The sequence below is a fragment of the Bradyrhizobium sp. SK17 genome (assembly GCF_002831585.1).
GTDB lineage: Bacteria > Pseudomonadota > Alphaproteobacteria > Rhizobiales > Xanthobacteraceae > Bradyrhizobium.
The window spans coordinates 4,753,335-4,780,216 of sequence record NZ_CP025113.1; the positions used below are offsets into that span (position 1 = coordinate 4,753,335).

The window sequence follows — 26,882 nt, forward strand, 5'->3', positions numbered from 1 at the left end:
ACTTCACGTCCATGACTTGCCTCGCTTCGATTTGCCGGACTTCGGCTTCGCCGGCTTGCGGTCCTTCTTGCTGCGCGCCTTACGTTCCTTGTGCGCCTTCTTGCCGGATCCCTTGCCTGGCCTCTTGTTAAATCCCGCGGCGCGGCGCTCACCTCTGATGCTGTCGTGTTTTCTGCCGCGCGGAATTGTCTGTCCTTCGGACAACAGCTCGAACCGCAACGCGCCGGCGATCGGCGCGGCTTCGACCAGGCGGACGTCGACGACGTCGCCAAGCCGGTACATGGTGCCGCTGCGCGAGCCGATCAGCGCGTGACGGGTTTCGTCGTAGTTGAAATACTCGCTGCCGATGGTGCGGATCGGGATCAGGCCGTCGGCGCCGGTGTCGTCGAGCTTCACGAACAGGCCGGCGCGCGTCACGCCGGAGATGCGGCCCTGGAACGATGCGCCGACCTTGTCGGCAAGGAAATGCGCGATCAGCCGGTCGGTGGTCTCGCGCTCGGCTTTCATCGCGCGGCGTTCGGTGACGGAAATCTGGGCGGCGATCTCGGCCAGCGTTTCCACGCTCTCATCGGTCGGCAAGGCGCCTTCGCCAAGGCCGAGCGCGCGGATCAGCGCGCGATGCACGATCAGATCGGCGTAGCGACGGATCGGCGAGGTGAAGTGCGCGTAGCGGCGCAGGTTCAGGCCGAAATGGCCGTAATTCTCGGCGGAGTATTCGGCCTGCGCCTGCGAGCGCAGCACCACCTCGTTGACCAGCGGCTCGTAATCCTCGCCGGCGACCTGCGCGAGCACGCGATTGAATTGCGCGGGACGCAGCGCGCCCTGCTTGGTGAAGGGCAGGTCGAGCGTCTTCAAGAATTCCTGGAGATTGTGCACCTTCTCCTGGCTCGGCTCGTCATGCACGCGGTAGATCAGCGGCAGCGCCTTCTTCTCCAGCATCTCCGCCGCGGCGACGTTGGCGAGGATCATGAACTCCTCGATCAGACGGTGCGCATCGAGCCGCTGCGGCACGATCACCCGATCGACGGTGCCGTCGGGTTTGAGCAGGATCTTGCGCTCGGGCAGATCGAGATCGAGCGGATCGCGCTCGTTGCGCGCAAGCTTGACCAGCTCATAGGCCGCCCACAGCGGCTTCAGGATCGGATCGAGCAGGGGGCCCGTGGTGTCGTCGGGCCTGCCGTCGATCGCGGCCTGCGCCTGCGCATAGGCAAGCTTTGCCGCCGAGCGCATCAGCACGCGATGGAAGCTGTGCGAGCGCTTGCGGCCGTCGGCGCCGATCACCATCCGCACCGCGAGCGCGCCGCGCGGCTCGCCCGGCACCAGCGAGCAGAGATTGTTGGAGATGCGCTCCGGCAGCATTGGCACGACGCGATCGGGGAAATACACCGAATTGCCGCGCTGGAGTGCGTCGCGGTCGAGCGCCGAGCCGGGCCGCACATAGAATGCGACGTCGGCGATTGCGACATGGACGATGAAGCCGCCCTTGTTGTCGGGATCGGTGTCGACCTCCGCATGCACGGCGTCGTCGTGATCCTTGGCATCGGGCGGATCGATGGTGACCAGCGGGACGTCGCGCCAATCCTCGCGGCCCTGCAAGGTCGCAGGTTTTGCCTCTTCGGCCTCGCGGAGCGCAGCTGACGAGAACACCTGCGGAATGTCGTGGGTGTTGATCGCGATCAGGCTGATCGCCTTCTCGCTCGCAATCGAGCCGAGCCGCTCCTTGACCCGGGCTGAGGCGAGGCCATAGGCGCGGGTGCGCACCAGATCGACGCTGATGAGGTCGCCGTCGACCGCGCCGTCGCTGTCGGCCGCCGCGATGTTGAGCTCGCGGCCCGCCTGCTTCTTGTCGACCGGGATCAGCCGCCCGCTGCCGTCGGGATTGCGGCGGAAGATGCCGAGGATGCGGGCGCGGCCGCGATCGATCACCTTGATGATGCGGCCGCGATAGGGCGTGCCGTCCTGCTCGTCGGTCACCTCGACCCGGAGCAGCGCGCGGTCGCCGACGCCGGCGGCGGTGCCGGGCTTTGGCCGCCGCGGCATCTCGATGCGGATTTTCGGCGCGGAGCCGTTCTCGTCGGTGTCCCACTCGGCGGGCGTGGCGATCAGTTCGCCATCGCTGTCACGGCCGGTGATGTCGGCGAGCACGGTCGGCGGCAGCGCGGCCGGCTCGTGGATCTTGCGGCCGCGCTTGGCGACCGTGCCGTCGTCGGCGAGTTCGCGCAGCAGCCGCTTCAGCGCGATGCGGTCGTCGTTCTTGAGGCCGAACTCGCGCGCGATCTCGCGGGTGCCGACCTTGCCTGGATTGGCGCGGATGAAGGCGACGATGGCGTCCCGGCCCGGAAAGCCATGGTCGGGTTTTCTTTTCACTTATCCTCGTGCCTTGCCGGCGCTCTTCTTCGCGGGCGCTTTCGCTGATGCCGATGACTTTGCAGGCGACGTCTTGGCACCGGAGGCGACCGGCGCGCGCGCCTTGCTGGTCGCATCCGTTTTCGGCTTCGCCGCGGCCTTCTTGGACGCAGCCTTCTTGGCAGGCTTGGCCTCGGCGTCGCCGTCGGTTTCTTCTGCCGCGTTTTCAGATTTGGCTTTCTTGGCCTTGGCAGGCTTTTCTGCCTTCGCCTTCTTGACCTTCTTGCCGCCGCCCTTGGCCGCACGTTCGTCGATCAGCGCGATGGCCTCGGCGAGCGTGACCTCGTCGGGCGTGCGGTCGCTCGGGATCGTCGCGTTGACGCCACCGGCGGCAACATAGGCGCCGTAGCGGCCGTTCTTGAGCGCCACCGCACCGAGCGTCGGGTGATCGCCGAGCGGCTTGCCCGGATCGGCGCCGAAGCGGCGGCCACTCGGGCCCTTGGCGATCTTCTCCGCGATCAGCGTCACCGCGCGGTTCAAGCCGATATCGAACACCTCGTCGCCGGCCTCGAGGCTGGCATAGGTCTTCTCGTGCTTGACGAACGGCCCGAACCGGCCGAGGCCGGCGGTGATCGGCTCTCCGGTCTCGGGATGCTTGCCGATCTCGCGCGGCAGCGACAGCAGCTTCAGTGCCAGTTCGAGATCGACATCGGCGGGCGAGGTGCCTTTCGGAATCCCTGCGCGCTTCGGCTTCTCGCCTTCGGCATAATCCTTCTGCTCGCCGAGCTGGATGTAGGGGCCGAAGCGGCCGGCCTTCACCGTGACGTCGAAGCCGGTGTCGGGATCGGTGCCGAGCACGCGGTCGGCGCTCTCGGCGCTGTCGGCCGCCAGTGGCCGGGTGTAGCGGCATTCCGGATAGTTCGAGCAGCCGACGAAGGCGCCGAACTTGCCGGCCTTCAGGTTGAGCCGGCCGGTGCCGCAGGTCGGGCACTGCCGGACGTCGCCGCCGTCCGCGCGCGGCGGATAGATGTGCGGGCCGAGCATCTCGTCGAGCGCGTCGAGCACCTCGGCGACCCTGAGGTCCTTGATGTCGTTGACCGCGCCGATGAAGCCGCGCCAGAAATCCTGCAGCACCTGCTGCCAGGCGATCTCGTTGTTGGAGATGCGGTCGAGCTGCTCTTCGAGGTCGGCGGTGAAATCGTATTCGACGTAGCGCGAGAAGAAGTTCTCGAGGAACGCGACCACGACGCGGCCCTTGTCCTCGCCGTGCAGCCGCTTCTTCTCCAGCTTGACGTAGCCGCGGTCCTTCAGCACCTGAAGGATGGAAGCGTAGGTCGAGGGACGGCCGATGCCGAGCTCTTCCATCCGCTTGACCAAGGACGCTTCCGAGAAGCGCGGCGGCGGCTCGGTGAAATGCTGGGTGACGGCGAGGCTCTGGCGCTTCACCGCCTCGCCCGCGCTCATCGCGGGCAGGCGGCGCGAATCCTCGTCCTCCTCGTCGTCGCGGCTTTCCTGGTACAGCGCGAGGAAGCCGTCGAACTTGATGACCTGGCCGGAGGCGCGCAGCTCCAGCACGCGAGCGCCGGCTTTGGCCTCGATATCGACGGTGGTGCGTTCGAGCTCGGCCGATTCCATCTGGCTCGCAATGGTGCGCTTCCAGATCAGTTCATAGAGTCTGGCCTGATCGGCATCGAGCCGGCGGCCGATCGAGGCCGGACGGCGCGACAGATCGGTCGGGCGGATCGCTTCGTGCGCTTCCTGGGCGTTCTTGGCCTTGGCCTGATACTGACGTGGGCTGTCTGGCACATAGGCGTTGCCGTAATCCTCGCCGATCACCTTGCGCGCCTGGGTGATCGCTTCCGGCGCGATCTGCACGCCGTCGGTTCGCATATAGGTGATGAGGCCGGTGGTCTCGCCGCCGATGTCGATGCCTTCATAGAGCCGCTGCGCGATGCGCATGGTGTGGGCCGGCGCGAAGCCGAGCTTGCGGCTGGCTTCCTGCTGCAAGGTCGAGGTGGTGAAGGGCGCCTGCGGATTGCGCCGGGCCGGCTTCGCCTCGACGGTCCCCACCTTGAACAGCGCGGCCTCGATCGCCTTCCTGAAGTCTTCGGCTTCCGCGCCGGAGCCGATGTCGAGCCGCGCGATCTTCTTGCCGTCGGCGCCGACCAGGCGCGCCTCGAAGGCTTCGCCGCGCGGCGTCAGCAGGGTTGCGACCAGCGACCAGTATTCCCGCGGCACGAACTTCTCGATTTCGAGCTCGCGGTCGCACACCAGCCGCAGCGCGACCGACTGCACGCGGCCGGCGGAGCGGGCGCCGGGCAGCTTGCGCCACAGCACCGGGGAGAGGGTGAAGCCGACCAGATAGTCCAGTGCGCGGCGCGCCATATAGGCGTCGACCAGCGCGCCGTCGATCTGACGCGGTGCCTTCATGGCCTCGGAGACGGCTTGCTTGGTGATGGCGTTGAACACCACGCGCTCGACCTTCTGGTCCTTCAGCGCGCGCTTCTCCTTCATCACCTCCAGCACGTGCCAGGAGATCGCTTCGCCCTCGCGATCAGGGTCGGTTGCGAGGATCAGGCGGTCGGCACCCTTGAGCGCCTTGGCGATGTCGTTGAGCCGGCCCGCGGCCTTGGCATCAACCTCCCAGATCATCTGGAAATTGGCATCCGGATCGACCGAACCGTTCTTGGCCGGGAGGTCGCGGACATGGCCGAACGACGCCAGGACCTCGTAGGAGGACCCCAGATATTTGTTGATCGTCTTGGCCTTGGCCGGCGACTCCACAATGACGATATTCATGTCATTCCAATAGCTTACGGGAAAACCTGAAGGCGGGTTCCGCTAGACTCGCGGCCCGCCGTGTCGGGGCGAACATGGGTGCTGGGGCGGTCGCTGTCAAATCGCCAGATATTGAAGGGAGGGCTGAAGCTGTGGAGTTCCTATCCCGAGGGTTGAAAAATACGTCCTAGAGTTGCGGCCGGAAACGGCGTATCTCTCCTTATATAGAGGGTGGGAATCGGAATAGGCCTTTTGAGCAGCACAGGGGGCGGCCGGAAGCGCGAGACGGCCGGCCGGCGGCGACCGGCGGACGACGCGACAACCGGGGACGGCGACCCGGATGACGCCCTGATCCTGATCGGCGCCGCGGCGACCGAACTCGCCAAGCTCGCCCAGCGCCACAAATTCGAAGTCCTCGACCGCCTGTTCGCGATGGCCCGGTTGGAAGCCGAAGAGCAGTTGCGCGCCCGTAGCCGGCGGAAGCTGTCGTGAGGGATGAGAGAGCCCGGGGCTTTGGCGCAGGGCTCCCTCCATTCGCCGTCCTGGCGAAAGCCAGGACCCATAGCCACCGCATTCGGTGCTGAGCGGGATCGCGGCCCTTTCACCCCCGTCATTCCGGGGCTCGACGCTGCGCGTCGCCCCGGAATGACGAAAGGAGAGCCGTCCTACGACATTGCGCGCCGCGCCGTCTTCCGCGCAGGCCGCGGCTTCAGCGTCGTGTCGGCGGCACCCAGCACGCGACCGTCCTGCGAATAGAGCGTGAGCTTCTTCACCGGCTTGCCCCTGGCGCGGTCGACCAGCACGGTCGCGATCTCGTCCGGGTGCTCGTCGAACTCCTCGCTCCATTGGCGCAGCGCGACGAGGATGGGAAAGATGCCGTGGCCTTTCGGCGTCAGCACATATTCCTGATAGGCGCTGCCGTCGGAGGCGGGGACCGTCTTCAGGATGCCGTGCTCGACCAGCGTGCGCAGCCGGGTAGCCAGGATGTTCTTGGCGAGCCCGAGGCTTGCCTGGAATTCGCCGAAGCGGCGGCGGCCGAGGCTGGCGTCGCGGATGATCAGGAGCGACCACCAGTCGCCGAACACGTCGAGCGCGCGCGCCACCGGACAGGAATCGCCTGCAAGACTGGTTCGCTTCACCGACTATCCTCCGGAATCCGAGCCATCACGGCCTTGTGTGGTTGCAATATTAAACCTGATGCCATAGTTAGGCAACGAAGTTTAATAATGCAACCATGCTGGAGGCGGACATGAGACTGGCGAACAAGACGGCGTTGATCACCGGCGGCAACAGCGGCATCGGACTTGCGACGGCAAAGCTGTTCGTGGCCGAGGGCGCAAAGGTCGTCATCACCGGGCGCAACAAGGAGACGCTCGCGGCGGCGGCCAGCGAACTCGGGCCGAATGCGCTCGCTGTGGTGGCCGATGCCACCGATGTCGCGGCGCTGGAGGCCGCGGTGAAGCAGGGCGCGGAAAAGTTCGGCAGATACGACGTGCTGTTCGCCAATGCCGGCATTCCCGGCCAGACACCGGTCGGCGGCACCACGCTGGCGGCATTCGAGAACGTGATCCGCACCAATCTCACCGGCGTATTCTTCACCGTGCAGGCGGTCGCGCCCTATCTCAATGACGGCGCGTCGATCATCCTCAACGGCTCGGTGATTTCGGTGCTCGGCAATCCCGGCTACTCGGCCTATGCCGCGAGCAAGGCCGGCGTACGCGCGATGGCGCGCGTGATAGCATCGGAACTGTCGCCGCGCGGGATCCGCGTCAATGTGGTGGCGCCGGGTGCGGTGCGTACGCCGATCTGGGGCGCGGCGATCGCAACCCCCGAAGCCGAGAAGGCCTTCGAGCAGCGCATCGGCAAGACCACGCCGCTCGGCCGCCTCGGTGAACCCGATCATATCTCGAAGACCGTGCTGTTCCTGGCGTCGGACGATGCCGCGCATGTGCAGGGGCAGGAACTGTTCATCGACGGCGGCGCAACGGCATCGCCCGCCGGCGCACCGATCTATCGCGGCTGATTTGTTTCTTAGTGTAAGCATTGGCCGGTGTGAAAGGGATCACACCGGCCGGTTTCCTGCGCGACTATCATCACGCGCATTGAACCTTTGACGAGTTCCCGGGACTCCCGGATAGGGCTGGGATTTTTTTTGACCACGGAATCATTTTGGAGTGCCGTCATGCCCAAGGCAGCTCGCATCGCGACCCCGATCAAGGCCTCATCCACGTCCGAGTCCGAAAACTCTGATATGGCAGAGTTTGTCACCGTCGCGCTGTTTTCCGGCATCGGCCTGTTGATCTCGCTGGTCGCTGTCATTCTCGGCATTCAGGGCGCCTGGTTCTGATCGCTCCACCTCAGCGGCCTGCCGCAAGCAAGCTCCGCATTGTTTCCGATCACGCCTTAGCGGCCGTGATCCTTCGTCGCCGAGAGCGTCTTGAGCGCCGACAAGGTCTGCCGCAGCCCACGATCGAGGCGCTTGTCGCGGCGGATCACGACCGCGAGCCGGCGATAGAGTTTTGGTGACAGCGAGCGGACGATCAGGTCGCGCGGCCTGGCCTCGGCAGGCACCGCCATGCCGGGCAGGATTGCGCAGCCAAGGCCGGCGCGCACCATCTCCTTGATCGCCTCGACGCTGCCGAGCGACATCAATGGCTTCAGCGAGACGCCGCCACGCGCCAGCCACTCGTCCGCGGTGCGCCGCGTGTTGCCGCCCGGCTCGAACAGCAGAACCGGCCTCGTCGCCAGCACCTCCGGGGTGATGCGGGCCGGCAGCTTCATGTCGCGCGGCGCGATCAGCACGAACTCGTCGTTCATCACAGGGGTGACCTCGAAGCTGCGGCCCGACACCGGCAGCGTGACCAGCGCGATGTCGATCGTATTGTCCTCGACGGCGCGCGCGATCTCCGCGGTATTCCCGGTCGTGACGGTGATCTCGAGCGAGGGCAACGCTGCACGCAACTCCCTGAGGATCGGCGGCAGCAGGAAGATGCAGGCGGTCGCCCCGGTGCCGAGCCGCACGCGGCCTGCCGTTCCCGTGGTCTGCTGCGCGACGGCATCGACCGCCGCCATCACCGCCGCGTTGATCTGTTGCGCGTGAGAGAGCAGGGCAACTCCGGCGGCGGTCGGCCTGGCCTTGCGTCCAACCCGCTCGATCAGGGTCGCATTCAGGCTGCGCTCGAGCTGGCGGACTTGCAGGCTTACCGCGGGCTGGGTGAGTTGCAGCCGCTCCGCCGCGGCCGAGAAGCTGCCGCAATCGATCACGACGGCGAAGCTGTCGAGGTAGTCGAGGTTGAGATTCTTCATCAAAGTATCTCTTATGCTATGCATAACCAATCAAAGCTTCACTTATATAACGGCGAGGCGCATGGTTGGGCAATATTGATGGCTGCGGCAGGGAGGCAACATGGCGGCAGGGATCGACGGCGTCGTGGTCCGCGACGCGACGGACGGCGACATGGCCGATGTCCAGGGCATCTACGCCCATCATGTGCTGAACGGGCTGGCGACCTTTGAGGAAGTGCCGCCGGCGGTGGACGAGATGCGCGGTCGCCGGAGCGCCGTGCTTGCGGCGGGCCTGCCGTATCTCGTCGCCGAACTCGAAGGCCGCGTGGTCGGCTACGCATACGCGACATCGTATCGGCCGCGGCCGGCCTATCGACACACCATCGAAGACTCGGTCTACGTGACCGATGGGCTGCATGGCCGCGGCATTGGCGTGGCGTTACTTGAGGCCCTGATCGCGCGCACCGAGGCCGGGCCGTGGCGGCAAATGATTGCCGTGATCGGCAACAGCGGTAATGCCGGATCGATCGCGCTGCACCGGCGCATGGGCTTCGAGATGGTCGGGACGCTGAGGTCGGTCGGCTTCAAGCTCGGGCAGTGGGTCGACACCGTGCTGATGCAGCGATCGCTAGGAACGGGTGCCTCCAGACTTCCCGCGGAGAGGGACCAGTCGCGGTGATCGCCCGCCGCGTCGTCGTCGCCCTCGGGCTTGCGCAACTGATCTCGTGGGGCGCGACCTACTATCTGATCGGCGGCTTCGGCGAGCAGATCGCGGCGGATCTCGGCTGGAGCCGCGACATCGTCTACGGCGGGTTCGCCGCAGCGCTGCTGGTGATGGGCGTGACGTCGCCGCTCGCAGGGCGATGGGTGGATAGCCGTGGTGGCCGCGAGGTCATGGTCGCAGGGGCCGTGATCAACGCGCTCGGTTGCGCCGGTCTCGCGGTCTCACACCAGATCGCTGTCTATTTCGCGTCGTGGATCGTGCTCGGCCTCGGCATGCGGCTGACACTGTATGACGCGGCGTTCGCGGCGCTGGCACGGATTGGCGGTCCGGAGGCGCGCCGCGCGATGTCCGGGATCACCTTGCTCGGTGGCCTGGCCGCAACCGTGTTCTGGCCGCTCGGCCACATGCTGTCGGAACAGTTCGGCTGGCGCATCGCAGTGCTTGCCTATGCCAGCTTCGCGCTGCTGACGATCCCGCTGCATCTGCTGATTCCGAATGAGCGGTTCGCTGGCGTGCAGGGTTCCGTATCGGTTGCTCCCAAGCCACCGCTTGCCGTCGGCCGCGAGCGGCTTGCGGCGGCGGGCGGGCTCTATGCGGTGATCATGACCGGCGCCAATTTCCTGAATGCAGGCATGTCCGCGCACATGATCGCGGTGCTCTCAGGCCTCGGGCTCACCGTCACTGTGGCGGTGTGGATCGCGACGTTGCGAGGCATTGGGCAATCGGCGGCGCGCCTCTGCGAGGTGCTGTTTGGCCGGCGGATCGACCCGCTCGCGCTCAATCTGGCCGCCTGCCTGATCATGCCGCTGTCCTTCATCGCCGGGCTGTTCAGCGGGTCGTCGAACGCGATGGCGATCGCCTTCGCGCTGCTCTACGGCGGCTGCAACGGCATTCTGACCATCACCAGGGGTACGCTGCCGCTGATCCTGTTCGATCATCGCAGCTATGGCACGCTGGTCGGCCGGCTCGTGGTTCCGAGCTTCATCCTGCCGGCAGCGGCGCCGTTGCTCTATGCCGTCGTGATCGACCGATTCGGCGATGCCAGTGCGCTCTATCTCTCCACCGGCCTCGCTGTGATGACGCTTGTCGCGGCAGCCATGCTGAAACTGCTGTTCGGAAGGGCTCCCTGATGCCGGCCCTGCGGGATATGCTCGAATAAAACGGGAGGAAGAAACGTGACGTCGCAGACCAGGAATAACCTCGCCGCCGTGATACTCGCCGCAGGCGTCTTCCTCTCTGGAACAGGATTTGCCGCCGCCGACCCGAACGGGGACCGCACGGTTGCCCTGCTCAAGAAGTTGATCTCATTCGATACTTCGAACGGACCTGGAGACACGCGGGCGCTCGCCGAATATCTGAAGTCGCAATTCGCGCCGCTGGGCGCCGAGGTGGACATCTTCGTCGCCCCGAACGGCAAGGCCGCGCATTTCATCGCACGGCTGCGCGGCGACGGCTCGAAGAAGCCGGTGCTGCTGGCCGCGCATGCCGACGTCGTTCCGGTCGAGCGTGAGAAGTGGACCGTGGAGCCGTTCGCCGGGATCGAGAAGGACGGCTTCGTCTACGGGCGCGGCGCGATGGATTTCAAGGGCGGGCTCGCCGTGTTCGCGAGCGCGGTGATGCGGCTTGCCGAGGAGAAGACGCCGCTCGCGCGCGACGTGATCTTCCTGGCGGAGGCCGACGAGGAGCAGGGTCAGTACAGCACGGTTTGGCTGGCGAAGAACCATTGGGACAAGATCGACGCGGAATTCGCACTGAACGAAGGCGGCTACGTGTTGCAGGAGCGCGACGGCACGGTTCGCCAGATCAACGTCACCACGGCGGAAAAGCTCTCGGCGACGTTCGCCTTGAAGGCGACCGGTCCCTCGGGCCATTCCTCGCGGCCGTTTCCGGCGGGCGCGATGGCCAACGACCGTCTGATCGCGGCGCTGGCCAAGCTCGCGGTGCACGATCCCGCCGTCAAGCTGGTGCCGGCGACCGAGGGTTACTTCAAGGCGCTGCTTCCGATCAGCTCGGAACAGACCGCCGCCGACATCAAGCAGCTGTTGGCGGCAAAGGACCAGGGCGAACGCGACGCGGCCGGCAAGAAGCTGGTCGCCGACAATCCCAAGGACAGCCTGCTGCTGCACGCCCTGCTGCGCGACACCATGGTGATCACGATGATCGACGCCGGCATCAAGCCCAACGTCATCCCCGGCGACGCCAAGGCGGTCGTGAACACGCGGCTGCTGCCGGGAACGACCGCCGACCAGATGATCGAGGAGATCAAGCGTGTGATCGGCGATCCCGGCATCGAGGTGAGCATCGTTTCCGCGCTGACGCAGCAGGAGGCACGGGACGCCTATCTGATGCGGAGCAAGCTGCCGGCATCGCCGGTCGATACCGAGCTCTATGCCGCGCTGGAGCGCAACGCCAAGCGGGTTTGGAAGGATGCCGTGCTGGTGCCGACCATGTTCGAGGCGGGCACCGACGCCATCGCCTGGCGCGAGCGCAACGTACCCGTCTACGGCATCTATCCCTATCCGCTCGACGACGACATCCTGAGCCGGATGCATGGCAACGACGAAAGGATCGGCGTCGAGGCCATCAAGCAGGGAGAAGAGTGGGTCTACACCACGCTTCGCGAGGTCGCCAGGAAGTAGCGGTCAGGTCGAGAGATAGTTGCCGAGGAAATCGCGCTTGCCGAGCGGCACGCCGCGGTGACGCAAGATGGCGTAGGCCGTGGCGACGTGGAAGAACAGGCTCGGCAGCGCGAAGCGATGGAGATATCGCGCCGCCGGCATTTGCGGGACGCCGAAGGGTAGAGTGATGAGGCGTTCGGCCGCCTGATCGAATGCCTGAACCGGCACCGTGTCGATGTAATCGAGCGTCCGGGAAATGCGGGCATGGGCTTCAGCGAGGCTCTGCTCATCGTCGGCAAAGGGTGGTGGCTCGAAGCCGGCGAGCCGTCCTGCGGCGCCCTTGGCGTGATCGCTGGCCCGTTGCACCTGACCAACCAATGTCAGCATGTCGGGCGCAAGCCGCGCCGCCAGCATGGCGTCGGGATCGAGACCACGTTCGCGGGCATGGGCTTCGCCCTTGCGCAGCAGGTCGGCCAGCGCATCGAGCATTTGCCGGAACACGGGGATGGAGGCGTCGTATAGCGGGGCGTTCATGGTGTTGTCCTCGGATCGGTTCAAGCCCGTGGCTCGCGCGGCAGCCACAATGACAGCCAGCCGCCGAGCGCCAGCAGCGCGACGTTGCAGCCGAGCGCGATGGTGAAGGCATGGGCGTAGTCGCCGGCCTGCGGATGCGGACCGAGCAGGCTGTAGAACACGCCACCGATCAGCGCGACGCCGAGCGCGGCGCCGATCTGGAAGGTCGAGATCATCATGCCCGATGCCAATCCTGCGTGGCGCGGATCGATGCTGCCGATCACGGCCTTGATGACTGACGGCATCACGGTGCCGAAGCCGAGCCCGCCGCAGATCAGGCCGAATTCGAGGCTCTGCGGACTCACGCCGCCGACCGCCAGCATCACGATGCCGAAGCCGATCACCTGCAGCGCGAAGCCGACCGTCAGCGTACGCGGGCCGAGCCATTGCATGACGTAGGGCGACAGCAGCGAACTTACGAAGAAGCCGGTGGCAAAGGGCAGGGTGGCGAGGCCCGCCGCCAGCGGCGACTGGTGCAGGCCGCTTTGCAAATACACCGCGAAGGTCAGATAGAACGACGACAGCATGTAGAAGGCGAGCGCCATCACCAGTCCGATCACGAAATCACTGTTGCGCAGCAGATGCAGCGCGACCAGCGGGTCGCCGCCGCGCGCCGACAGGCCGGCCTCGAACCGGACGAAGGCCAGGAGCATCACGGGTGACGCCAGCAGCATGGCGATGATCCAGATCGGCCAGCCGGACTCGCGTCCCTCGATCAACGGATAGACCAGAAAGCCGAGCGTGAGCGACAGCAGGATGACGCCGCCGATGTCGAGCCGCTGGGCATGCTCGGCGCGGGAGTCGGCGAGGAACAGCAACCCGCCGACGAATGCGACGATGCCGATCGGCACGTTAATCAGGAAGATCGCCTGCCAGGCCAGCCCGAACGGATGGGCCGAGACCAAGGCGCCGCCCAGGATCTGACCGCAGATGTTGGCAAGGCCAAAGGTCGCGCCGTAGAAGCCTAGCGCGCGGCCCTGTTCGGCGGGCGGAAACAGCACGCGGATCGAGGCCAGCACTTGCGGCGCCATCACGGTCGCGGTGAGACCTTGCAGGATGCGTCCGGCGACAAGCACGGTCGGTGACCACGCGATGCCGCACAGCACCGATGCGATGGTGAAGCCGGCGACGCCGGTCAGGAACATGCGGCGTCGCCCGAGCAGGTCGCCGAGACGGCCACCGGTGATCAGGAACACCGCATAGGCCGCCGCGTAAGCCGAGATCACGAGCTGCACTTCGCTTGCGGTTGCGCCGAGATCGTCGCGGATGGCGGGCAGCGCGAGATTGACGACGTTGAAGTCGAGGATCGGCAGGAAGGCGCCGGTCAGCAGCACGGGCAACGCAAGCCATCGCCGCGGGTCGGCGGCGACGTGGCCGGTGTCGTGGAATTGCAACGTTTCGCTGGTCTCGCTGGTCACCTGCCGGCTCCTCTGCATCGTCTTCGCTTCGCGCAGGCATGCCTGTCGATCGAACTTGCCAGAGGATGGCTTGTCGATCCGTGATAGGATATTCCTCGAGTCTGGCAACAGAGTTTGCAAAAATGCACAGTACTCTCGACTGGAACGATCTTCGCCTCGTGCTCGCGGTCGCGCGGGAGGGCAGCCTCTCGGGAGCGGCGCGCGCATTGGGCGTGACGCATTCGACGGTGTTTCGCCGCCTCGGCACGATCGAGGGGACGATCGGAACGCGGCTGTTCGAGCGCTTTCGCGACGGCTATGCGCCGACGTCGGCCGGCGAGATCGCGGCGGCGTCGGCGACACGGCTGGAGCACGAGGTGCTTGCGCTCGAGCGCAAGCTCTCGGGACAGGACCTCAGGCCGTCGGGCCCGGTCCGGATCACGACCACCGACACGCTCGGCGCGGTGCTGATGCGGCATCTGCCCGCGATGCGTGCCGCGCATCCGGAGATACAGCCCGAGATCGTCATCTCGAATGCGATGGCGAACCTCACCCGCCGCGAGGCCGAGATCGCGATCCGGCCGACGCCCGCGCCGTCGGAGCTGCTGGTCGGGCGTCGCATCGCCGATATCGCGCACGCGGTCTATGGATCGCGCGCCCGTCTTGCCCGGCGCAACGGGTTGGATCTGTCGGTGCATGACTGGATCGGGCTCGACGACGCGCTGGCGGGGACCGTCATCGCCGGCTGGATGCGGGAAAACGTGCCGGCGGCGCGGATCGCCTGCCGGGTCGATGCGCTTCCGGCGCTGCGCGACGCGGCAACCGCCGGGCTCGGCCTTGCCGTGCTCCCCTGTTATGTCGGCGACACGGCGCCGGAGTTGCGCCGGGTGACGCCGAAGACGCTGGCGGAATTGCGATCAGCGCTCTGGCTGTTGACGCATGACGATCTCAAGCGCACCGCGCGCATCCGCGCCACGCTTGATTTCCTTGCCAAGGCGCTCGCGTCGGAGCGCGCGCTGTTCGAGGGACGGCGCGTCGACCGCGCGCGGCGATAGCACAGGCGCGGGCGGTCGATGATGCTCGCGAAACGCGCCGGCCAGCGTCCTCAACGCCGCGCGCGACCTCGCGTCCGTCAGCGTCGACAGCAGCACGATCTGCGCCGGCGGCAGCGCAGGGAGGCCGAATTTCTCGGACACTTCGATGGTGCCGGGTGGTGCGACCCGGCGCGAGAACACCGAGATCGCGAGGCCGGCCGAAACCGCTTCCACTACGGCAAATGCGCCGCAACCGAGGAAGGACTCCGTCCAACGCAATCCCGCCGCGTCGAGCGCGCGGGTGGCGGTGTTCAGGATGCCGCAGGCAGGCGAGGAGGCTGCCAATCGGAACGGCTCGCCGGCGTGGTGCACGAAGTCCGGCGTGGCAAACCATCCGAAATGATCGGGGCCGAGAACTTCGCCGTCGCGCCGGTCGTCGTCGCGAAAGATGATCGCGGCATCGATCGTCCCGCGATCGAACGCGTCCATCAGGTCACGGGCATCGGCAAGCCGCACCTCGATCGTGAGGGTCGGATCATGGGCATTGAGCCGCGTCAGCAGGGTCGGAAGCTCGGGGGCGCCGACATGGCTAGCGATCCCCAGCGCAAAGCGGCGGCGCGCTGACGAGAGTCCGGCGACGGCACGGTCATGCGCGGCGAGCAGTTCGCGTGCCGGAGCGAGAAACTCGGCGCCTTGCGCGGAGAGGCGGACCAGCCGCGGCGTCCGTTCGATCAGCCTGTGGCCGACCTGGCGCTCCAGCCGCTTCAGCTTGACGCTGATCGCGCCCTGCGTGGTGCCGAGCGCATCTGCGGCGCGAGTAAAGCTGCTGAGCTCGGCAATGGTCACGAAGGTCTTCACGGCGTCGATGTCGAGCGTGGTCATGTCAGTCATCCGGAATTGTTGTCTCTGAAATATCTAGTCATCCAATTCACCAATGCTCAAGCCGCAACTAGCTTGTGTTGTGAAGCACCGTGGCCACCCGATTCCCGTCGCCGCGGCCTCAATAGATTGTGAGTCGCGACGTCCGACGCTGCTGCCAGCACCCTGGCAACAGCGTGCGGTATGCCGTTGGCTTGCCACAACAAAGGGCCTGATCATGTCGACTGAACTGAGCCGGCGCGGCGCTATCGTGCTGTCCGCCGTGTGCCTTGCCTGCCTGATGTTCGGATTGGAGATTTCCAGCATCCCCGCGATCCTGCCGACGCTGGAACGGGTGCTGCATGCCGACTTCAAGTCGCTGCAATGGATCATGAATGCCTACACCATCGCGGTCACCACGGTGCTGATGGCGGTCGGCACGGTGGCGGACCGCTATGGACGCAAGCGCATCTTCCTGGTCGCGATCGCGGCGTTCGGCGTCACGTCGCTGATCTGTGGCGTGGCCTCGAGCGTCGAGATGCTGATCGCCGCGCGATTCCTCCAGGGCCTGAGCGGCGGTGCGTTGTTGATCTGCCAGATCGCCGTGCTGTCGCACGAATTCCAGGGCGGCCGCCTGCGCGCCGTCGCCTGGGGCTGGTGGGGCGTCATCTTCGGCATCGGCCTCGGCTTCGGGCCGATCATCGGCGGTGCCATGGTCGCGGTGCTGAGCTGGGAGTGGGTGTTCCTGGTCCACGTGCTGTTCGCGGCGGTTGCCTTCGTGCTGACGATCGGCGGCGTGCATGAATCCAGCGATCCGAAGGCGAGCACCCTCGACGTCGCCGGCATCGTGACGATGTCGGTCGCGGTGTTCTGTCTCGCCTTCTACATCACACAGGGGCCTGATCTCGGTTTCATGAGCCCGAAGGGACTCGCGATTCTCGGTGTCTCCGCCGTGAGCTTCGTAGCATTCCTGGTTGCCGAGAAAGTCAGCCGGCGTCCGATGTTCGACTTCTCCGTGTTCCGGATACCGGCGTTCTCCGGTTCGATCGTCGGCTCCGCCGCGATGAACCTCAGCTATTGGCCCTTCATGATCTATCTGCCGATCTGGTTTCACGCCGGGCTCGGCTATGACAGCGTGTCCGCGGGACTTGCCTTGCTCGCCTACACGCTGCCGACGCTGGTGATGCCGCCCTTCGCCGAGCGCCTCGCGCTGCGTTATCAGCCGGGCCTGATCATCCCGGCAGGGCTGTTCACCATCGGCACCGGCTTCATGCTGATGAAGTTCGGCAGCGCCGCGGCGCAGCCCGACTGGCTGACCATGCTGCCGGGTTGCCTGCTGGCCGGAATTGGCCTCGGCATCACCAACACGCCGGTCACCAACACGACGACCGGCTCGGTCTCGAGCGACCGCGCCGGCATGGCATCCGGCATCGACATGAGCGCGCGGATGGTCTCGCTGTCCGTCAACATCGCGCTGATGGGGTTCATTCTGGCGAGCGGCGTGCTCGCGCATCTCAGAGCGGTGCTGCCGGCGCTGGATGGCGGGCAGCTGCGCGTCATTGCCGAACGGATCGCGTCCGGCGACGCTGCATCTGCGCCGGAGCTCTCCGGTCCGGTGGTGCATCAGGCACTCGCAAGCGGCTTTGGCTGGGTGATGCTCTACGGCGGCATCGGTGTGTGGATCATGGCCGCGATCAGCTTCCTGATCTTCAACGCGCGGCAGGTCCGGCAGGCGGAGGTCCAATGCACCAAGTGACGAGACGTCGCCGCGCCCGCCCCGGAGGACATGCAGTGCGCAAGGGGCGGGCAAGCGGAGCTGATCGGTCACTTCACGAGGGTCAGCAGCGGCTTGTTCTTCTCGACGACATAGGTCGCGAGTTCGCTGGCCGTCACGTCGCCGATATTCTTGGCCGCGTGGATCGTGCCGGCAGGGATGAACAGCACGTCGCCGGCCTTCAGCGTCGCCGGCGGCTTGCCTTCGACGTCGTATTCCAGCGTTCCGGCGAGCACATAGATGATTTCCTCGCCCGGATGGGTGTGCTGGCCGAACGCCTTGCCGGGCGCGATATCGACCCGCACCTGGACGGCTTCACGTCCGGGGGCGCTGAGATCGTGACGTTGCAGATCGGTTCGCGTGATGCCGTCCGGCTGCTGCGCGTGGGCGGTCGGGATCGTCAGGAAACTTCCGGCGATCAGGGCCGCCCTTGCGAGCAGGCGCGTCGCCATCATCAGCTTGCTGGTCATCTTGAACTCCTCGATGTTGGTGTGTTGGGGGACCGACCGCGAACCGGCGAACGGCCGGTCCGCGTCGGAGATCGTCATGGGATCGTCTCAGACCAGCGTGGTCGTGACGTCGATGTTGCCGTGTACCGCCTTGGAGTAGGGGCAGATGCCGTGCGCGGCTTCGATCAGCTGCTGGGCGAGCTCGCGCTCGACGCCGGGGATGCGGACGTTGAGGCGCGCGCTGAGGAAGAAGGCGCCGCCGGCCTGATTGAGATCGATCTCCGCGTCGACCTCGGGCTCGCTCGCAAGCTTGACCTTGCGCTGTCCGGCGGCGAGCTGGATCGCGCCGATGTAGCAAGCCGACCAGGCCGCCGCGAACAGGTTTTCGGCGGCAGGGTGCGGTTGCGGCAGCTTGACGTCGAGGAAGCCGTCGCGTGAGACGGCGGCGCCGTTCGGGCCGGCGGTGACATGGGTCTTTCCGGTGACGAGAACCTTTGCATTGGCGGTCATGGCGAGCTCCTGTTGGGTGAATATAGATCGTATCCGATCTAATCGGATGCGCTGTGAAATAAGGCGATGATCCCGAGGTGTCAAGCTCTTCCGATTTAATCGGATGCGATTTATATTGCCTGGGACTTCACGAAATCCGGAGATTGCCCGTGACCCGCTCCTCCAAGGCCGAATCCAAGGGCCGAAAACTCTCGAATTTCCTGTGCTTTGCGGTCTATTCCGCCAATCTGGCGTTCGGCCGCGCCTACAAGCCGATCCTCGACGGTTTGGGCCTGACCTACACCCAGTACATCGCCATGATCGCGCTGTCGGAGACCGACGAACAGACCGTCAGCGAGCTCGGCGAGAAGCTGTTCCTGGAATCCAACACCCTGACGCCGATCCTCAAGAAGCTGGAGCAGAGCGGCTACATCAGCCGCGTCCGCGATCCGGCCGACGAGCGGCAGGTGCGGGTCAACCTGACGCCGGCCGGGCGGCGGCTGCTCGACAGGGAGATCAGCATGTCGGTGATCGAAGCCGCGGGGCTCGGAGACGAGTTTCCGATCGTGCAGAAGAGCGTGGTCAGGCTGCGTGACAATCTGCTGCAGAACACGCGCGGCGAGCCGAAGAAGGGCTGATGCCATAGCGGCGGTGCGCGCGCGCGTCACGGCGCCCCGCGCCAAATTGTAACCGGTCGTATCCGCACGCCGTCCGTCCGCATTTTCGCCACTGGACCACTCGCAACTCCGCTCCGTCTTGCGACGGCGCGGGGAGAGCTCGATTTGCACGGGACGTTACGCACCAGGATGATCGCCGTGATCGGCTTGGCTTGTGCGGCCTTGCGGTTTGCAGCGGCGCAGCCGGCTGCACCGGATCAGGCTCCGCCGCCATCACGTTCCGGTGGAGAGCATTCACCGGCAACCGCGGCCGAGATCTGGGACGGCAATCACGACGGCATCTACACCTGCGACGAGTGGAAGGCTTACCTCGGACGGCTGTTCGATCGTGCCGACAGCAATCACGATGGACAGCTCACGCCTGCGGAGTTCGAGGCCGTTCGGCGTGCGGGCAGCGCGCTCGCCGACGCAGACTTCGGCTATTTCGACGAGAACCAGGACGGCAAAATCACCCGCCGAGAGTTCGTCGAGAAACCGAACGAGTTCATTCTGCAATACGACAAGAACGGCGACTGCCGCGTCACGCCGGACGAACTGAAAGCGACCGGGACTGACCAGAAGCGGCCGGGCGGCAGGGGCAAGCGATCCTGAAGCCGGTTCCGAAATGCACGCTAGCCGGACACGAGCGCGGGACGCGCGGGGCGAGGCGGGCTTGCTGCACTTCGATCTGATCCAGGGGGCGCCGTCCCTGGCAATGTGATCCGGACAAGAAGGCCGTGCGGTGCATTGTCGTGCAGGGAGAGCTCGCCGCCATGCCCGTACACCATGGCCTGGGCGATAGAAAGACCGAGCCCGAAGCCGCTCTTCTCGTTCATGGTGCGGGCCTCGTCGCCGCGGACGAACGGCTTCAACATATCGGCACGAAGGTGCTCCGGAATCCCCGGACCGTCATCGGCCACGTCGATGATGGCCTGATCGGTGGACGCCGTCAGCCGGATATCGACCTCGCTGCCGAACCGCAGGGCGTTTTCGACCAGGTTGGTCACGGTGCGGCTGATCTCGCTCGGGCGGATCAACAGCGAGGCCCTGATCGGGCCGTGGTAGCGCACCACATGGCCGCAATCGGAGAATTGCTCGCAGATCGTCTGCAACAGGGCGGCGACGTTCACGAGGGTCGGCTTCGCCGCGCTGCCGCCGCTCAGGAACGACAGCACCGATTCCAGCATCGCCTGCATCTGGTCGAGGTCGTGCAGGGTCTCCGCGCGATGGGCATCGTTCTCGATGTATTCGGATCGGAGCCGCAGCCTCGTGATCGGCGTCCGCAGGTCGTGACTGATGGCGGCCAGCATCCGCGTCCGGTCGTTCATCAGCGCGGTGATGCGTTCGCGCATGTGATTGAGCGCGACCGCCGCGGCGCGGATTTCTTCCGGGCCGGTCTCCGGAAGCGGAGCGGCCGCCTGGCTGATGCTGAAGTTCTCGGCGGCGCGGGCAAATGCCGAGAGCGGAGCACTGAGCGCGCGGCCGGCCCACACGCCGAGCAGCGTGACGCTGACGAACAGGAACAGCACCGTGCTGACCCAGAATCCGCCGAAGAACGGCGGCAGCTTGGTCGAGCCGGTCGTCGCTTCGACCACGGCTCCGTCCGGTAGCCGAATCGTGGCCGGCGCCGTCTTGGCGGAGGACGCCGGATCGATGCTGCCACTCGTCGCTGCCGAGACATCGCCGGTCAGGCGAGGGCCTGCTTCACGCAGCGCAATGTTGAGGCGAGGGAAGGTTTGCCGCGCAACTTGCAGCACCATCGCGCGATCGTCACCTGAGCTCTCACCGAGAAGTTTCGCGATCATCTCGAACTGGTGGATGGGCCGGTCCGGAAACGTCCGCGGCTTCTGGCCGACGATATAAAGGCCGATCAGCGCGTGGATCAGCAGCAGCGAAAGCAGGATCAGTGCGGCGATCTGGCCGCTGATGCGCCTGAAGCTGAACAGCGCGGCGGTCCTGCGGGTCCAGCTCATGCGTCCTCCACATGCGGCGTGAAGATGTAACCGCCGGTGCGCACCGTTCGGATCACCGACGGCCGCTCTCCGGTATCGAGCTTGCGGCGGAGCCGGCTGACCAGCACGTCGATGCTGCGCCCGAACGGACTGGCCGGCCGGCTGCGGGTCATGGTCAGGAGACCGTCGCGGGTCAGGATCCGGCCGGGCCGCTCGCAGAATACCTGAAGCAGGTCGAACTCCGCGCTGGTCAGCGGCACCTGGGCGCCCTCGGGATCGCGCAGCTCGCGCAGGCGGAGATCGATGGTCCAATCCTGGAAGCGCAGGCGAGCGGCGCTCTGGCCGGCGTGTCCGGCAAAGCCGGCCTGGGCCTGGCGGCGCAGCACGGCGTTGATCCGTGCCAGCAGCTCGCGCGGATTGAACGGCTTGGCGAGATAGTCGTCCGCGCCCATCTCGAGCCCGAGGATGCGGTCGAGGTCGTCGCCCTTCGCCGTGAGCATGATGATGGGAATCGTCGAGTCGCCGCGCAGGCGGCGACACAGGGTCAGTCCGTCCTCTCCTGGCAGCATCAGGTCGAGAACGACCAGATCGAGCGAGTGCCCGGCAAGGTAACGATCCATTTCTCTGCCGTTCGAGGCGGTCGCGACCAGACAGGATTGATCGCGGAGATAACGGGCAATCAGGTCCCTGGTTTGCAGGTCGTCTTCGACGATCAGGATCTTTGGCGTTTGTGCGAGCATGGTCCGCGACTGGGCCTCATCATAAGGTCATTTGCGCGCGTTGGCGCGCTCAGCCTCCCATCGACCAGCATACGCGTTGCTTGTGGGCGGCATTGCGCCTTTTCGTAAGCATAGTGTTTCTGAAGTGTGAGCGGCGTCCGCAGCCGGAAACAAATCCGGAGGCGGCGGTGTCGCGTTGCGCTCACAGTCTCAAATCACTGGAAATAATCCCGCAATCCTGCAGCCACACCATGGCCATCGCCGTCCCGTCACAACGGGCGACTTGTTTGCGAGGTGTGGAATGAAGACGTGGCGGAGCCTGGTTGCGGCGATGGTGCTCTCGGGCCTTTTGATTCCGGGGACGTCGGTGACGCGGCTGTTGTTGGCGCCGGCGGCGGCGCAGTCCGTCGATGCGATCGCAATCGAAGGCAACCGGAGAATCGAGGCCGAGACCATCCGCTCCTACTTCCGGCCCGGACCCGGCGGCCATCTCGACCAGGCCGCCATCGACGACGCCCTCAAGGAGCTGATCGGGACCGGCTTGTTCCAGGACGTCAAGATCAGTCATGCCGGAGGCCGGGTCGTCGTTTCGGTGGTCGAGAATCCGGTGATCGATCGCGTCGCGTTCGAGGGCAACAAGAAGATCAAGGACGAGCAGCTTTCGGCCGAGGTGCAGTCGAAGTCACGGGGCACGCTGTCGCGGCCGATGGTGCAGTCCGATGCGCTGCGGATCGCCGAGATCTACCGTCACTCCGGCCGTTACGATGTGCATGTCACGCCTGAGATCATCGAGCGCTCGAACAACCGCGTCGATCTGGTCTTTACCATCGACGAAGGCGCGAAGACCGGGATCAAGACCGTCGAGTTCATGGGGAACAACAGTTTCTCGACGTCGCGTCTGAAGGATGTGATCAAGACCCATGAGACGAACTTCCTGAGCTTCCTCGGCGACGCCAACATCTACGACCCCGACCGCGTCGAAGCCGACCGTGACCTGATCCGCCGCTTCTACCTGAAGCATGGCTACGCCGACGTGCAGGTCGTGGCCGCGCTCGCCGAATACGACCCGGAACACAAGGGGTTTCAGGTCACCTTCAAGATCGAGGAGGGGCAGCAGTACCGGGTCGCGACGGTGAGTTTCCGGTCGAACATTGCAGGTTTCGATCCGGCGACGCTGCGTTCCCTGTCACGCGTCAGCGAGGGGGCGCTCTACAACGCCGAGGCGATCGAGAAGTCGGTCGAGGACATGCAGATCGAAGCGTCGCGGCGCGGCTACGCGTTCGCGGTGGTGCATCCATCCGGCGAGCGGAACTACGAGGCCCACACCGTGGGGATCGTCTTTCACGTCGAGGAGGGGCCGCGCACCTATATCGAGCGTATCGATATTCGCGGCAATGGCCGTACCCGCGATTACGTGATCCGGCGCGAGTTCGATCTCTCCGAGGGCGACGCCTACAACCGCGCGCTGGTCGATCGGGCCGAGCGGCGGCTCAAGAATCTGGACTACTTCAAGACGGTCAAGATCACCACCGAGCCCGGTTCATCGAGCGACCGCGTGATCCTGATCGTCGATCTGGAGGAGAAATCGACCGGCGACTTCTCGGTCTCTGGCGGCTATTCCACCACCGACGGCGCGCTCGCCGAGGTCAGCATTTCCGAACGCAATCTGCTCGGTAGAGGCCTGTTCGCCAAGGCAAGCGTCAGCTACGGCCAGTATTCGCGCGGCGTGTCGCTGTCCTTTGTCGAGCCGTATCTGCTCGATTATCGCGTGGCGCTCGGGCTCGACGCCTATTACAAGGAGCAATTGCCGAGCGACTACTCGACCTACGGCGTAAAGACCGTCGGCTTTTCACCGCGGCTCGGCCTGGCGTTGCGCGAGGATCTCACGCTCCAGCTTCGGTATTCGCTCTACCAGCAGCAGGTCACGCTCGCGAGCACCTTGGACAATTGCAACAACAATGCCTCCAACCCCTCGCTCGCGTTCAATCCGACGCCGGCCTACATCAAGAGTGTGCTGGGCGGCGTCGATCCGACCAATTCGGTCTCGTCGGGGCTCTATGGGTATGGTTGCTACGGCGACGGCGAAGCGACGCTGCCGGTGCGCGAAGAGCTGGCGGGAGGTGCGACCTGGACCTCCATGGTCGGATACACGTTGAGCTACAATACCCTCGACAACAACAAGAATCCGACCGATGGCTTGCTGATCGATTTCAAGCAGGATTTTGCCGGCGTCGGCGGCGACGTCACCTATCTGAAGAGCGCGGTGGACGCCAAGTACTATACGCCGCTGGTCTCCGACCTCGTCGGACTGATCCATCTGCAAGGCGGTGTTCTGACCAAGGTCGGGGACAACAACATCCGCATGCTCGACCAATTCCAGATGGGGCCAAATCTGGTGCGGGGCTTTGCCACCAACGGAATCGGACCGCGCGACATCACCTATGCGAGCCTTGGCGCAACGGGAGATGCACTAGGCGGCACCAAATATTGGGGCGCATCGATGGAGCTGCAGATGCCGTTCTGGTTCCTGCCGTCGGAGGTCGGGCTCAAGGGGGCGGTCTACGCGGATGCCGGCTCGCTGTGGGATTACCAGGGCCCGACATCGTGGGCCGCGACCGGGGAGGTGAATACGGCTGCGTGCAAATGCGGCCTCCAATACGACGACGAGAACGTGGTGCGGACCTCGGTCGGTGTCGGCCTGATCTGGGCATCGCCGTTCGGGCCGCTGCGCTTCGACTACGCGGTGCCGATCACCAAGGGCAAATACGACGTCGTGCAAGAGTTCAGGTTCGGCGGCGGAACGTCATTCTGAGCCGGATGATCAGACCGTCGATGCGTTGTCGTCGCCAAGCATCGCCAGCACGAAATTGGCCCGCGCGGATGGCGAGCTCTTGGGCAGTACGACGGTGTCGTAGCCGAGCGCGGGGAGGGTCTCCATCAGGCGGCGGTACTCTGCCGTCGCTGCTTCGAAGCCGTGCCGTCGTTCGGAATCGGTGACGTAGATCTCGGGCCATGGCGGCGTCATGAAGACGCGCCGGTGGTAGCGATAGGCGGAACAGATCGCGTGCAGCACAGGTTCGCCCGTCGACGCTTCCAGCGCCGAGGCGGCATCGACGAGGCCGCGGTCGAAGAACACCCAGCCGGAGCGGATTTCGGCCATCGCCATATCCTCGAGCGCGAGGTCGATGGCGCGCCGCAGGAAGGCGGCCGCATCGGCCCAGGGCAGCGCGCTGCCGCCGGCCGCCAATTCCTCGGCGATGATGCGACGGCCGGGCTCCTCGACGACCGCATAGCCGCGTCCACCTAGTTCGGCGAGCAGGGTCGACTTTCCGCCGCCGGAGCAGCCGGAGATCAGGACGAAGCGATTGTTCAAGGGAAGATCCTTTCCTTGCAAGGCGTGGAGCAGGGCGCTCCGCGGTCGCGGAACGCCTGACGGCATGTGCGTGTCTGGGGGAACTGTCCGGAGATTGTCTCGACGGATGCCAGCAGGATAGCGCTCGGATCGCGAGCGGGCAACCAGCGCTGGAGGTGCGGGCCGGAATCGAACCGGCTCATGGCGGTTTTGCAGGCCGCAGCGTTCCCATTTCGCCACCGCACCCGAGCGAGGCGCGTACGCCTCGCTTTAGTCCTTGAACGGATCGAACTCGCCTTCACCCGCCATCGCCACGGCAAACGGCCGCAGCGTGTGCAGCACTTTCACCGTTCCGGCGTGCCGGGCAAGCACCTCCGGCAAGCGCCGATAGGCCATCGGGCTCTCGTCGAGATCGGCGCCGACCAACGTGACGCCGCGCTCGGTGAGCCAGCGGTCCATCTCCTCGCGCGTGAAGCGGCGCTTGGCTTCGTTGCGGCCGAACAGCCGCCCGGCGCCGTGCACCGTCGAATAGAGCGAAGCCTTGGCCTCCGGACTATCGACGCCCTCGAGAATGACGGCATCATCGCCCATCGACCCGCCGACAAACCCCCGCTGCCCGGGGAAAGCCGGCGTCGCGCCCTTGCGCACCACCCACAGATCCTTGCCGCCATGCGTCTCGCGCCAGGCGTAGTTGTGGTGGTTGTGCACGGAATCGGTGACCTTGCCGCCGATGATGCGGCGGACACGATCCACGACCCACTCGCGGCCCGCATAGGCATAGCGCCCGGCGAGCTGCATCGCGGCGATGTAGCGGCGCCCGAGTTCGGAATCCTCGTCGACGATGGCAGGCGGGACATTCATCCCGTCCTTGCCGCCGGCCGCCTTGAGGTAGCGGGTCGCGCTGGTGTGCCCGAGCCCGCGGCTGCCGAAGTGAACGCCGATCCAGACGAAGCCGGCCTCGTCGCGCATCAGGTCGACATAGTGGTTGCCGGAGCCGACCGTGCCGAGCTGGCCGACGGCCTTCTGCCGGTATGCCTCCATGTCGCTTTCGCGCCAGGCGTCGCCATCGTCGAACAACGCGTGCTCGACCTGCTCGACGTTCTTCCGGCCGATGCCGAACGAGATCACCTTGGCGACGTCGCGAATGATCGTCGGGACGGTTTCGCTGATGTCGTCGAAGCGCACGTCGAGCCGCGCGGCCATGTTGCCGCAACCGATGTCGAAGCCGACGCCGGAGATCGAGATCTGCTTCTCATAGGCGATCACGCCGCCGACCGGCTGGGCATAGCCGAGATGGCCGTCCGCGCAGATCACGCCGGACACGACATTGCCGACCGCCATGCAGTTACGCATCTGCTTGATGGTCGCAGGGTCGTGCTCGCCGAACACCCGCAGCGGCGCGTTCTTGAAACGCTCTTCCTGCGGGCGCAGCATCGCGATCTCCGCCGAGGCCGCATCGGCCTCACGCGCAAGCTTCTCCTTGCGGGCGGCGTCGCGATACAGGCACCAGGCCGGCTGGCCACGGCCTTCGCCGACGCGGGAATCCGGATCGATGCCCGCGGCGAGGCAGAGTTCGCGGGCGCGCTCCTGGTGTGGATCGGGTCGTCGCATTGTATTGGCTCCTGCTGAATCTTGATCAGCCGCACGCACTCCCGCGCGGCGTTCGGGATCGTTCTTGGCCGAAGTTCGACCAGACCGCGCGCAGGCAACAAAAAACCCTCCGGAGCGGCTGGCTCGGGAGGGTCCGTGATGTACGGATTGTCGATCGCGCCTAAGCGAGACCGCCCCCATGAACCGGGCATGCATAGTTGATCGGCCGTAGACTGGCTGACGGTCGGCGGATCAGTGCGCATCCTTGCTGCGGTTTTATGTGCATCG

Annotated in this window: 23 protein-coding genes, 1 tRNA gene and 1 pseudogene; 11 read left to right on the forward strand and 14 right to left on the reverse strand. The window is 65.7% G+C overall.

Going from position 1 to position 26,882, the window contains the following annotated elements:
- Positions 1–3: 3 nt before the first annotated feature.
- Both rnr and topA read right to left on the reverse strand, forming a co-directional pair.
- Positions 4–2,367 (reverse strand): ribonuclease R, encoded by a 2,364-nt coding sequence (gene rnr, locus CWS35_RS21725; RefSeq protein ID WP_100953657.1) that lies wholly within the window; start codon positions 2,365–2,367, stop codon positions 4–6.
- Positions 2,368–5,145, reverse strand: a complete 2,778-nt coding sequence (gene topA, locus CWS35_RS21730) for a type I DNA topoisomerase (protein WP_024581368.1) — start codon at positions 5,143–5,145, stop codon at positions 2,368–2,370.
- A gap of 231 nt (positions 5,146–5,376) precedes the next feature.
- On the opposite strand from topA, the gene CWS35_RS21735 reads away from it, so the two are divergent.
- Complete coding sequence (locus tag CWS35_RS21735; protein ID WP_100953659.1) at positions 5,377–5,616, forward strand: hypothetical protein; 240 nt, start codon at positions 5,377–5,379, stop codon at positions 5,614–5,616.
- A 173-nt stretch (positions 5,617–5,789) separates the two neighbouring features.
- Here CWS35_RS21735 and CWS35_RS21740 read toward each other — a convergent pair whose 3' ends face one another.
- A complete protein-coding gene (locus tag CWS35_RS21740; protein WP_100953661.1) occupies positions 5,790–6,263 on the reverse strand; it encodes a helix-turn-helix domain-containing protein in 474 nt (157 codons plus the stop codon).
- Positions 6,264–6,373: 110 nt separating this feature from the next.
- On the opposite strand from CWS35_RS21740, the gene CWS35_RS21745 reads away from it, so the two are divergent.
- On the forward strand, positions 6,374–7,147 hold the full coding sequence (locus tag CWS35_RS21745) for a glucose 1-dehydrogenase (RefSeq protein WP_168226361.1): 774 nt from the start codon (positions 6,374–6,376) through the stop codon (positions 7,145–7,147).
- Positions 7,148–7,306: 159 nt separating this feature from the next.
- Positions 7,307–7,471: a hypothetical protein gene (locus CWS35_RS39555; protein WP_168200257.1), complete on the forward strand. Its 165-nt coding sequence runs from the start codon at positions 7,307–7,309 to the stop codon at positions 7,469–7,471.
- Between the two features lie 56 nt (positions 7,472–7,527).
- Here CWS35_RS39555 and CWS35_RS21750 read toward each other — a convergent pair whose 3' ends face one another.
- On the reverse strand, positions 7,528–8,430 hold the full coding sequence (locus CWS35_RS21750) for a LysR family transcriptional regulator (protein ID WP_100953666.1): 903 nt from the start codon (positions 8,428–8,430) through the stop codon (positions 7,528–7,530).
- A gap of 100 nt (positions 8,431–8,530) precedes the next feature.
- On the opposite strand from CWS35_RS21750, the gene CWS35_RS21755 reads away from it, so the two are divergent.
- From CWS35_RS21755 to CWS35_RS21765, 3 genes are read left to right on the forward strand one after another with little or no spacing between them, the layout of a single operon-like run.
- On the forward strand, positions 8,531–9,088 hold the full coding sequence (locus CWS35_RS21755) for a GNAT family N-acetyltransferase (protein WP_100953668.1): 558 nt from the start codon (positions 8,531–8,533) through the stop codon (positions 9,086–9,088).
- Positions 9,085–10,263: an MFS transporter gene (locus CWS35_RS21760; protein WP_100953670.1), complete on the forward strand. Its 1,179-nt coding sequence runs from the start codon at positions 9,085–9,087 to the stop codon at positions 10,261–10,263. The genes CWS35_RS21755 and CWS35_RS21760 overlap by 4 nt, the downstream gene beginning before the upstream one ends.
- Before the next feature lie 45 nt (positions 10,264–10,308).
- Positions 10,309–11,772 carry a M20/M25/M40 family metallo-hydrolase gene (locus CWS35_RS21765; protein WP_157817201.1) on the forward strand — a complete coding sequence of 488 codons (1,464 nt, stop codon included), beginning with the start codon at positions 10,309–10,311 and terminating at the stop codon, positions 11,770–11,772.
- Positions 11,773–11,775: 3 nt separating this feature from the next.
- Here the strand turns inward: CWS35_RS21765 and CWS35_RS21770 are convergent, their stop codons facing one another.
- Together CWS35_RS21770 and CWS35_RS21775 are read right to left on the reverse strand one after the other, a co-directional pair.
- The gene (locus CWS35_RS21770; RefSeq protein WP_100956586.1) at positions 11,776–12,285 is read right to left on the reverse strand and encodes a DUF1993 family protein; all 510 of its coding nucleotides are present in this window, start codon (positions 12,283–12,285) and stop codon (positions 11,776–11,778) included.
- Between the two features lie 20 nt (positions 12,286–12,305).
- Complete coding sequence (locus tag CWS35_RS21775; RefSeq protein ID WP_245438618.1) at positions 12,306–13,742, reverse strand: MFS transporter; 1,437 nt, start codon at positions 13,740–13,742, stop codon at positions 12,306–12,308.
- Positions 13,743–13,864: 122 nt separating this feature from the next.
- On the opposite strand from CWS35_RS21775, the gene CWS35_RS40140 reads away from it, so the two are divergent.
- Positions 13,865–14,776 (forward strand): LysR family transcriptional regulator, encoded by a 912-nt coding sequence (locus CWS35_RS40140; protein ID WP_100953676.1) that lies wholly within the window; start codon positions 13,865–13,867, stop codon positions 14,774–14,776.
- A gap of 12 nt (positions 14,777–14,788) precedes the next feature.
- Here CWS35_RS40140 and CWS35_RS21785 read toward each other — a convergent pair.
- Positions 14,789–15,637: pseudogene (locus tag CWS35_RS21785) on the reverse strand (LysR family transcriptional regulator); the annotation flags it as partial.
- A 214-nt stretch (positions 15,638–15,851) separates the two neighbouring features.
- Here CWS35_RS21785 and CWS35_RS21790 point away from each other — a divergent pair.
- Positions 15,852–17,369: an MFS transporter gene (locus tag CWS35_RS21790; RefSeq protein WP_100953678.1), complete on the forward strand. Its 1,518-nt coding sequence runs from the start codon at positions 15,852–15,854 to the stop codon at positions 17,367–17,369.
- 68 nt (positions 17,370–17,437) lie between these two features.
- On the opposite strand, the gene CWS35_RS21795 is transcribed toward CWS35_RS21790, so the two are convergent.
- Together CWS35_RS21795 and CWS35_RS21800 are read right to left on the reverse strand one after the other, a co-directional pair.
- On the reverse strand, positions 17,438–17,842 hold the full coding sequence (locus CWS35_RS21795) for a cupin domain-containing protein (protein WP_168226490.1): 405 nt from the start codon (positions 17,840–17,842) through the stop codon (positions 17,438–17,440).
- Between the two features lie 102 nt (positions 17,843–17,944).
- The gene (locus CWS35_RS21800; protein WP_100953680.1) at positions 17,945–18,346 is read right to left on the reverse strand and encodes an Ohr family peroxiredoxin; all 402 of its coding nucleotides are present in this window, start codon (positions 18,344–18,346) and stop codon (positions 17,945–17,947) included.
- 149 nt (positions 18,347–18,495) lie between these two features.
- Between CWS35_RS21800 and CWS35_RS21805 the strand changes: the two genes are divergently transcribed.
- Positions 18,496–18,963 carry a MarR family winged helix-turn-helix transcriptional regulator gene (locus CWS35_RS21805; RefSeq protein ID WP_100953682.1) on the forward strand — a complete coding sequence of 156 codons (468 nt, stop codon included), beginning with the start codon at positions 18,496–18,498 and terminating at the stop codon, positions 18,961–18,963.
- Between the two features lie 177 nt (positions 18,964–19,140).
- Complete coding sequence (locus CWS35_RS21810) at positions 19,141–19,593, forward strand: EF-hand domain-containing protein (protein WP_157817203.1); 453 nt, start codon at positions 19,141–19,143, stop codon at positions 19,591–19,593.
- 20 nt (positions 19,594–19,613) lie between these two features.
- On the opposite strand, the gene CWS35_RS21815 is transcribed toward CWS35_RS21810, so the two are convergent.
- Together CWS35_RS21815 and CWS35_RS21820 are read right to left on the reverse strand one after the other, a co-directional pair.
- Complete coding sequence (locus CWS35_RS21815; protein WP_100953686.1) at positions 19,614–20,954, reverse strand: ATP-binding protein; 1,341 nt, start codon at positions 20,952–20,954, stop codon at positions 19,614–19,616.
- Positions 20,951–21,673, reverse strand: a complete 723-nt coding sequence (locus CWS35_RS21820) for a response regulator (RefSeq protein ID WP_024581386.1) — start codon at positions 21,671–21,673, stop codon at positions 20,951–20,953. Before CWS35_RS21820 ends, CWS35_RS21815 begins: the two co-directional genes overlap by 4 nt.
- Positions 21,674–21,983: 310 nt before the next feature.
- Between CWS35_RS21820 and bamA the strand changes: the two genes are divergently transcribed.
- On the forward strand, positions 21,984–24,464 hold the full coding sequence (bamA, locus tag CWS35_RS21825) for an outer membrane protein assembly factor BamA (protein ID WP_371682877.1): 2,481 nt from the start codon (positions 21,984–21,986) through the stop codon (positions 24,462–24,464).
- A 9-nt stretch (positions 24,465–24,473) separates the two neighbouring features.
- On the opposite strand, the gene CWS35_RS21830 is transcribed toward bamA, so the two are convergent.
- The 3 genes from CWS35_RS21830 to CWS35_RS21840 form a co-directional block, all read right to left on the reverse strand.
- Positions 24,474–25,025, reverse strand: coding sequence for an AAA family ATPase (locus CWS35_RS21830; RefSeq protein WP_245438620.1), 552 nt, complete (start codon positions 25,023–25,025; stop codon positions 24,474–24,476).
- Between the two features lie 150 nt (positions 25,026–25,175).
- Positions 25,176–25,250 (reverse strand) — tRNA-Cys (locus tag CWS35_RS21835).
- A 24-nt stretch (positions 25,251–25,274) separates the two neighbouring features.
- Positions 25,275–26,615, reverse strand: a complete 1,341-nt coding sequence (locus CWS35_RS21840) for an RtcB family protein (RefSeq protein WP_100953692.1) — start codon at positions 26,613–26,615, stop codon at positions 25,275–25,277.
- Positions 26,616–26,882 lie beyond the last annotated feature (267 nt).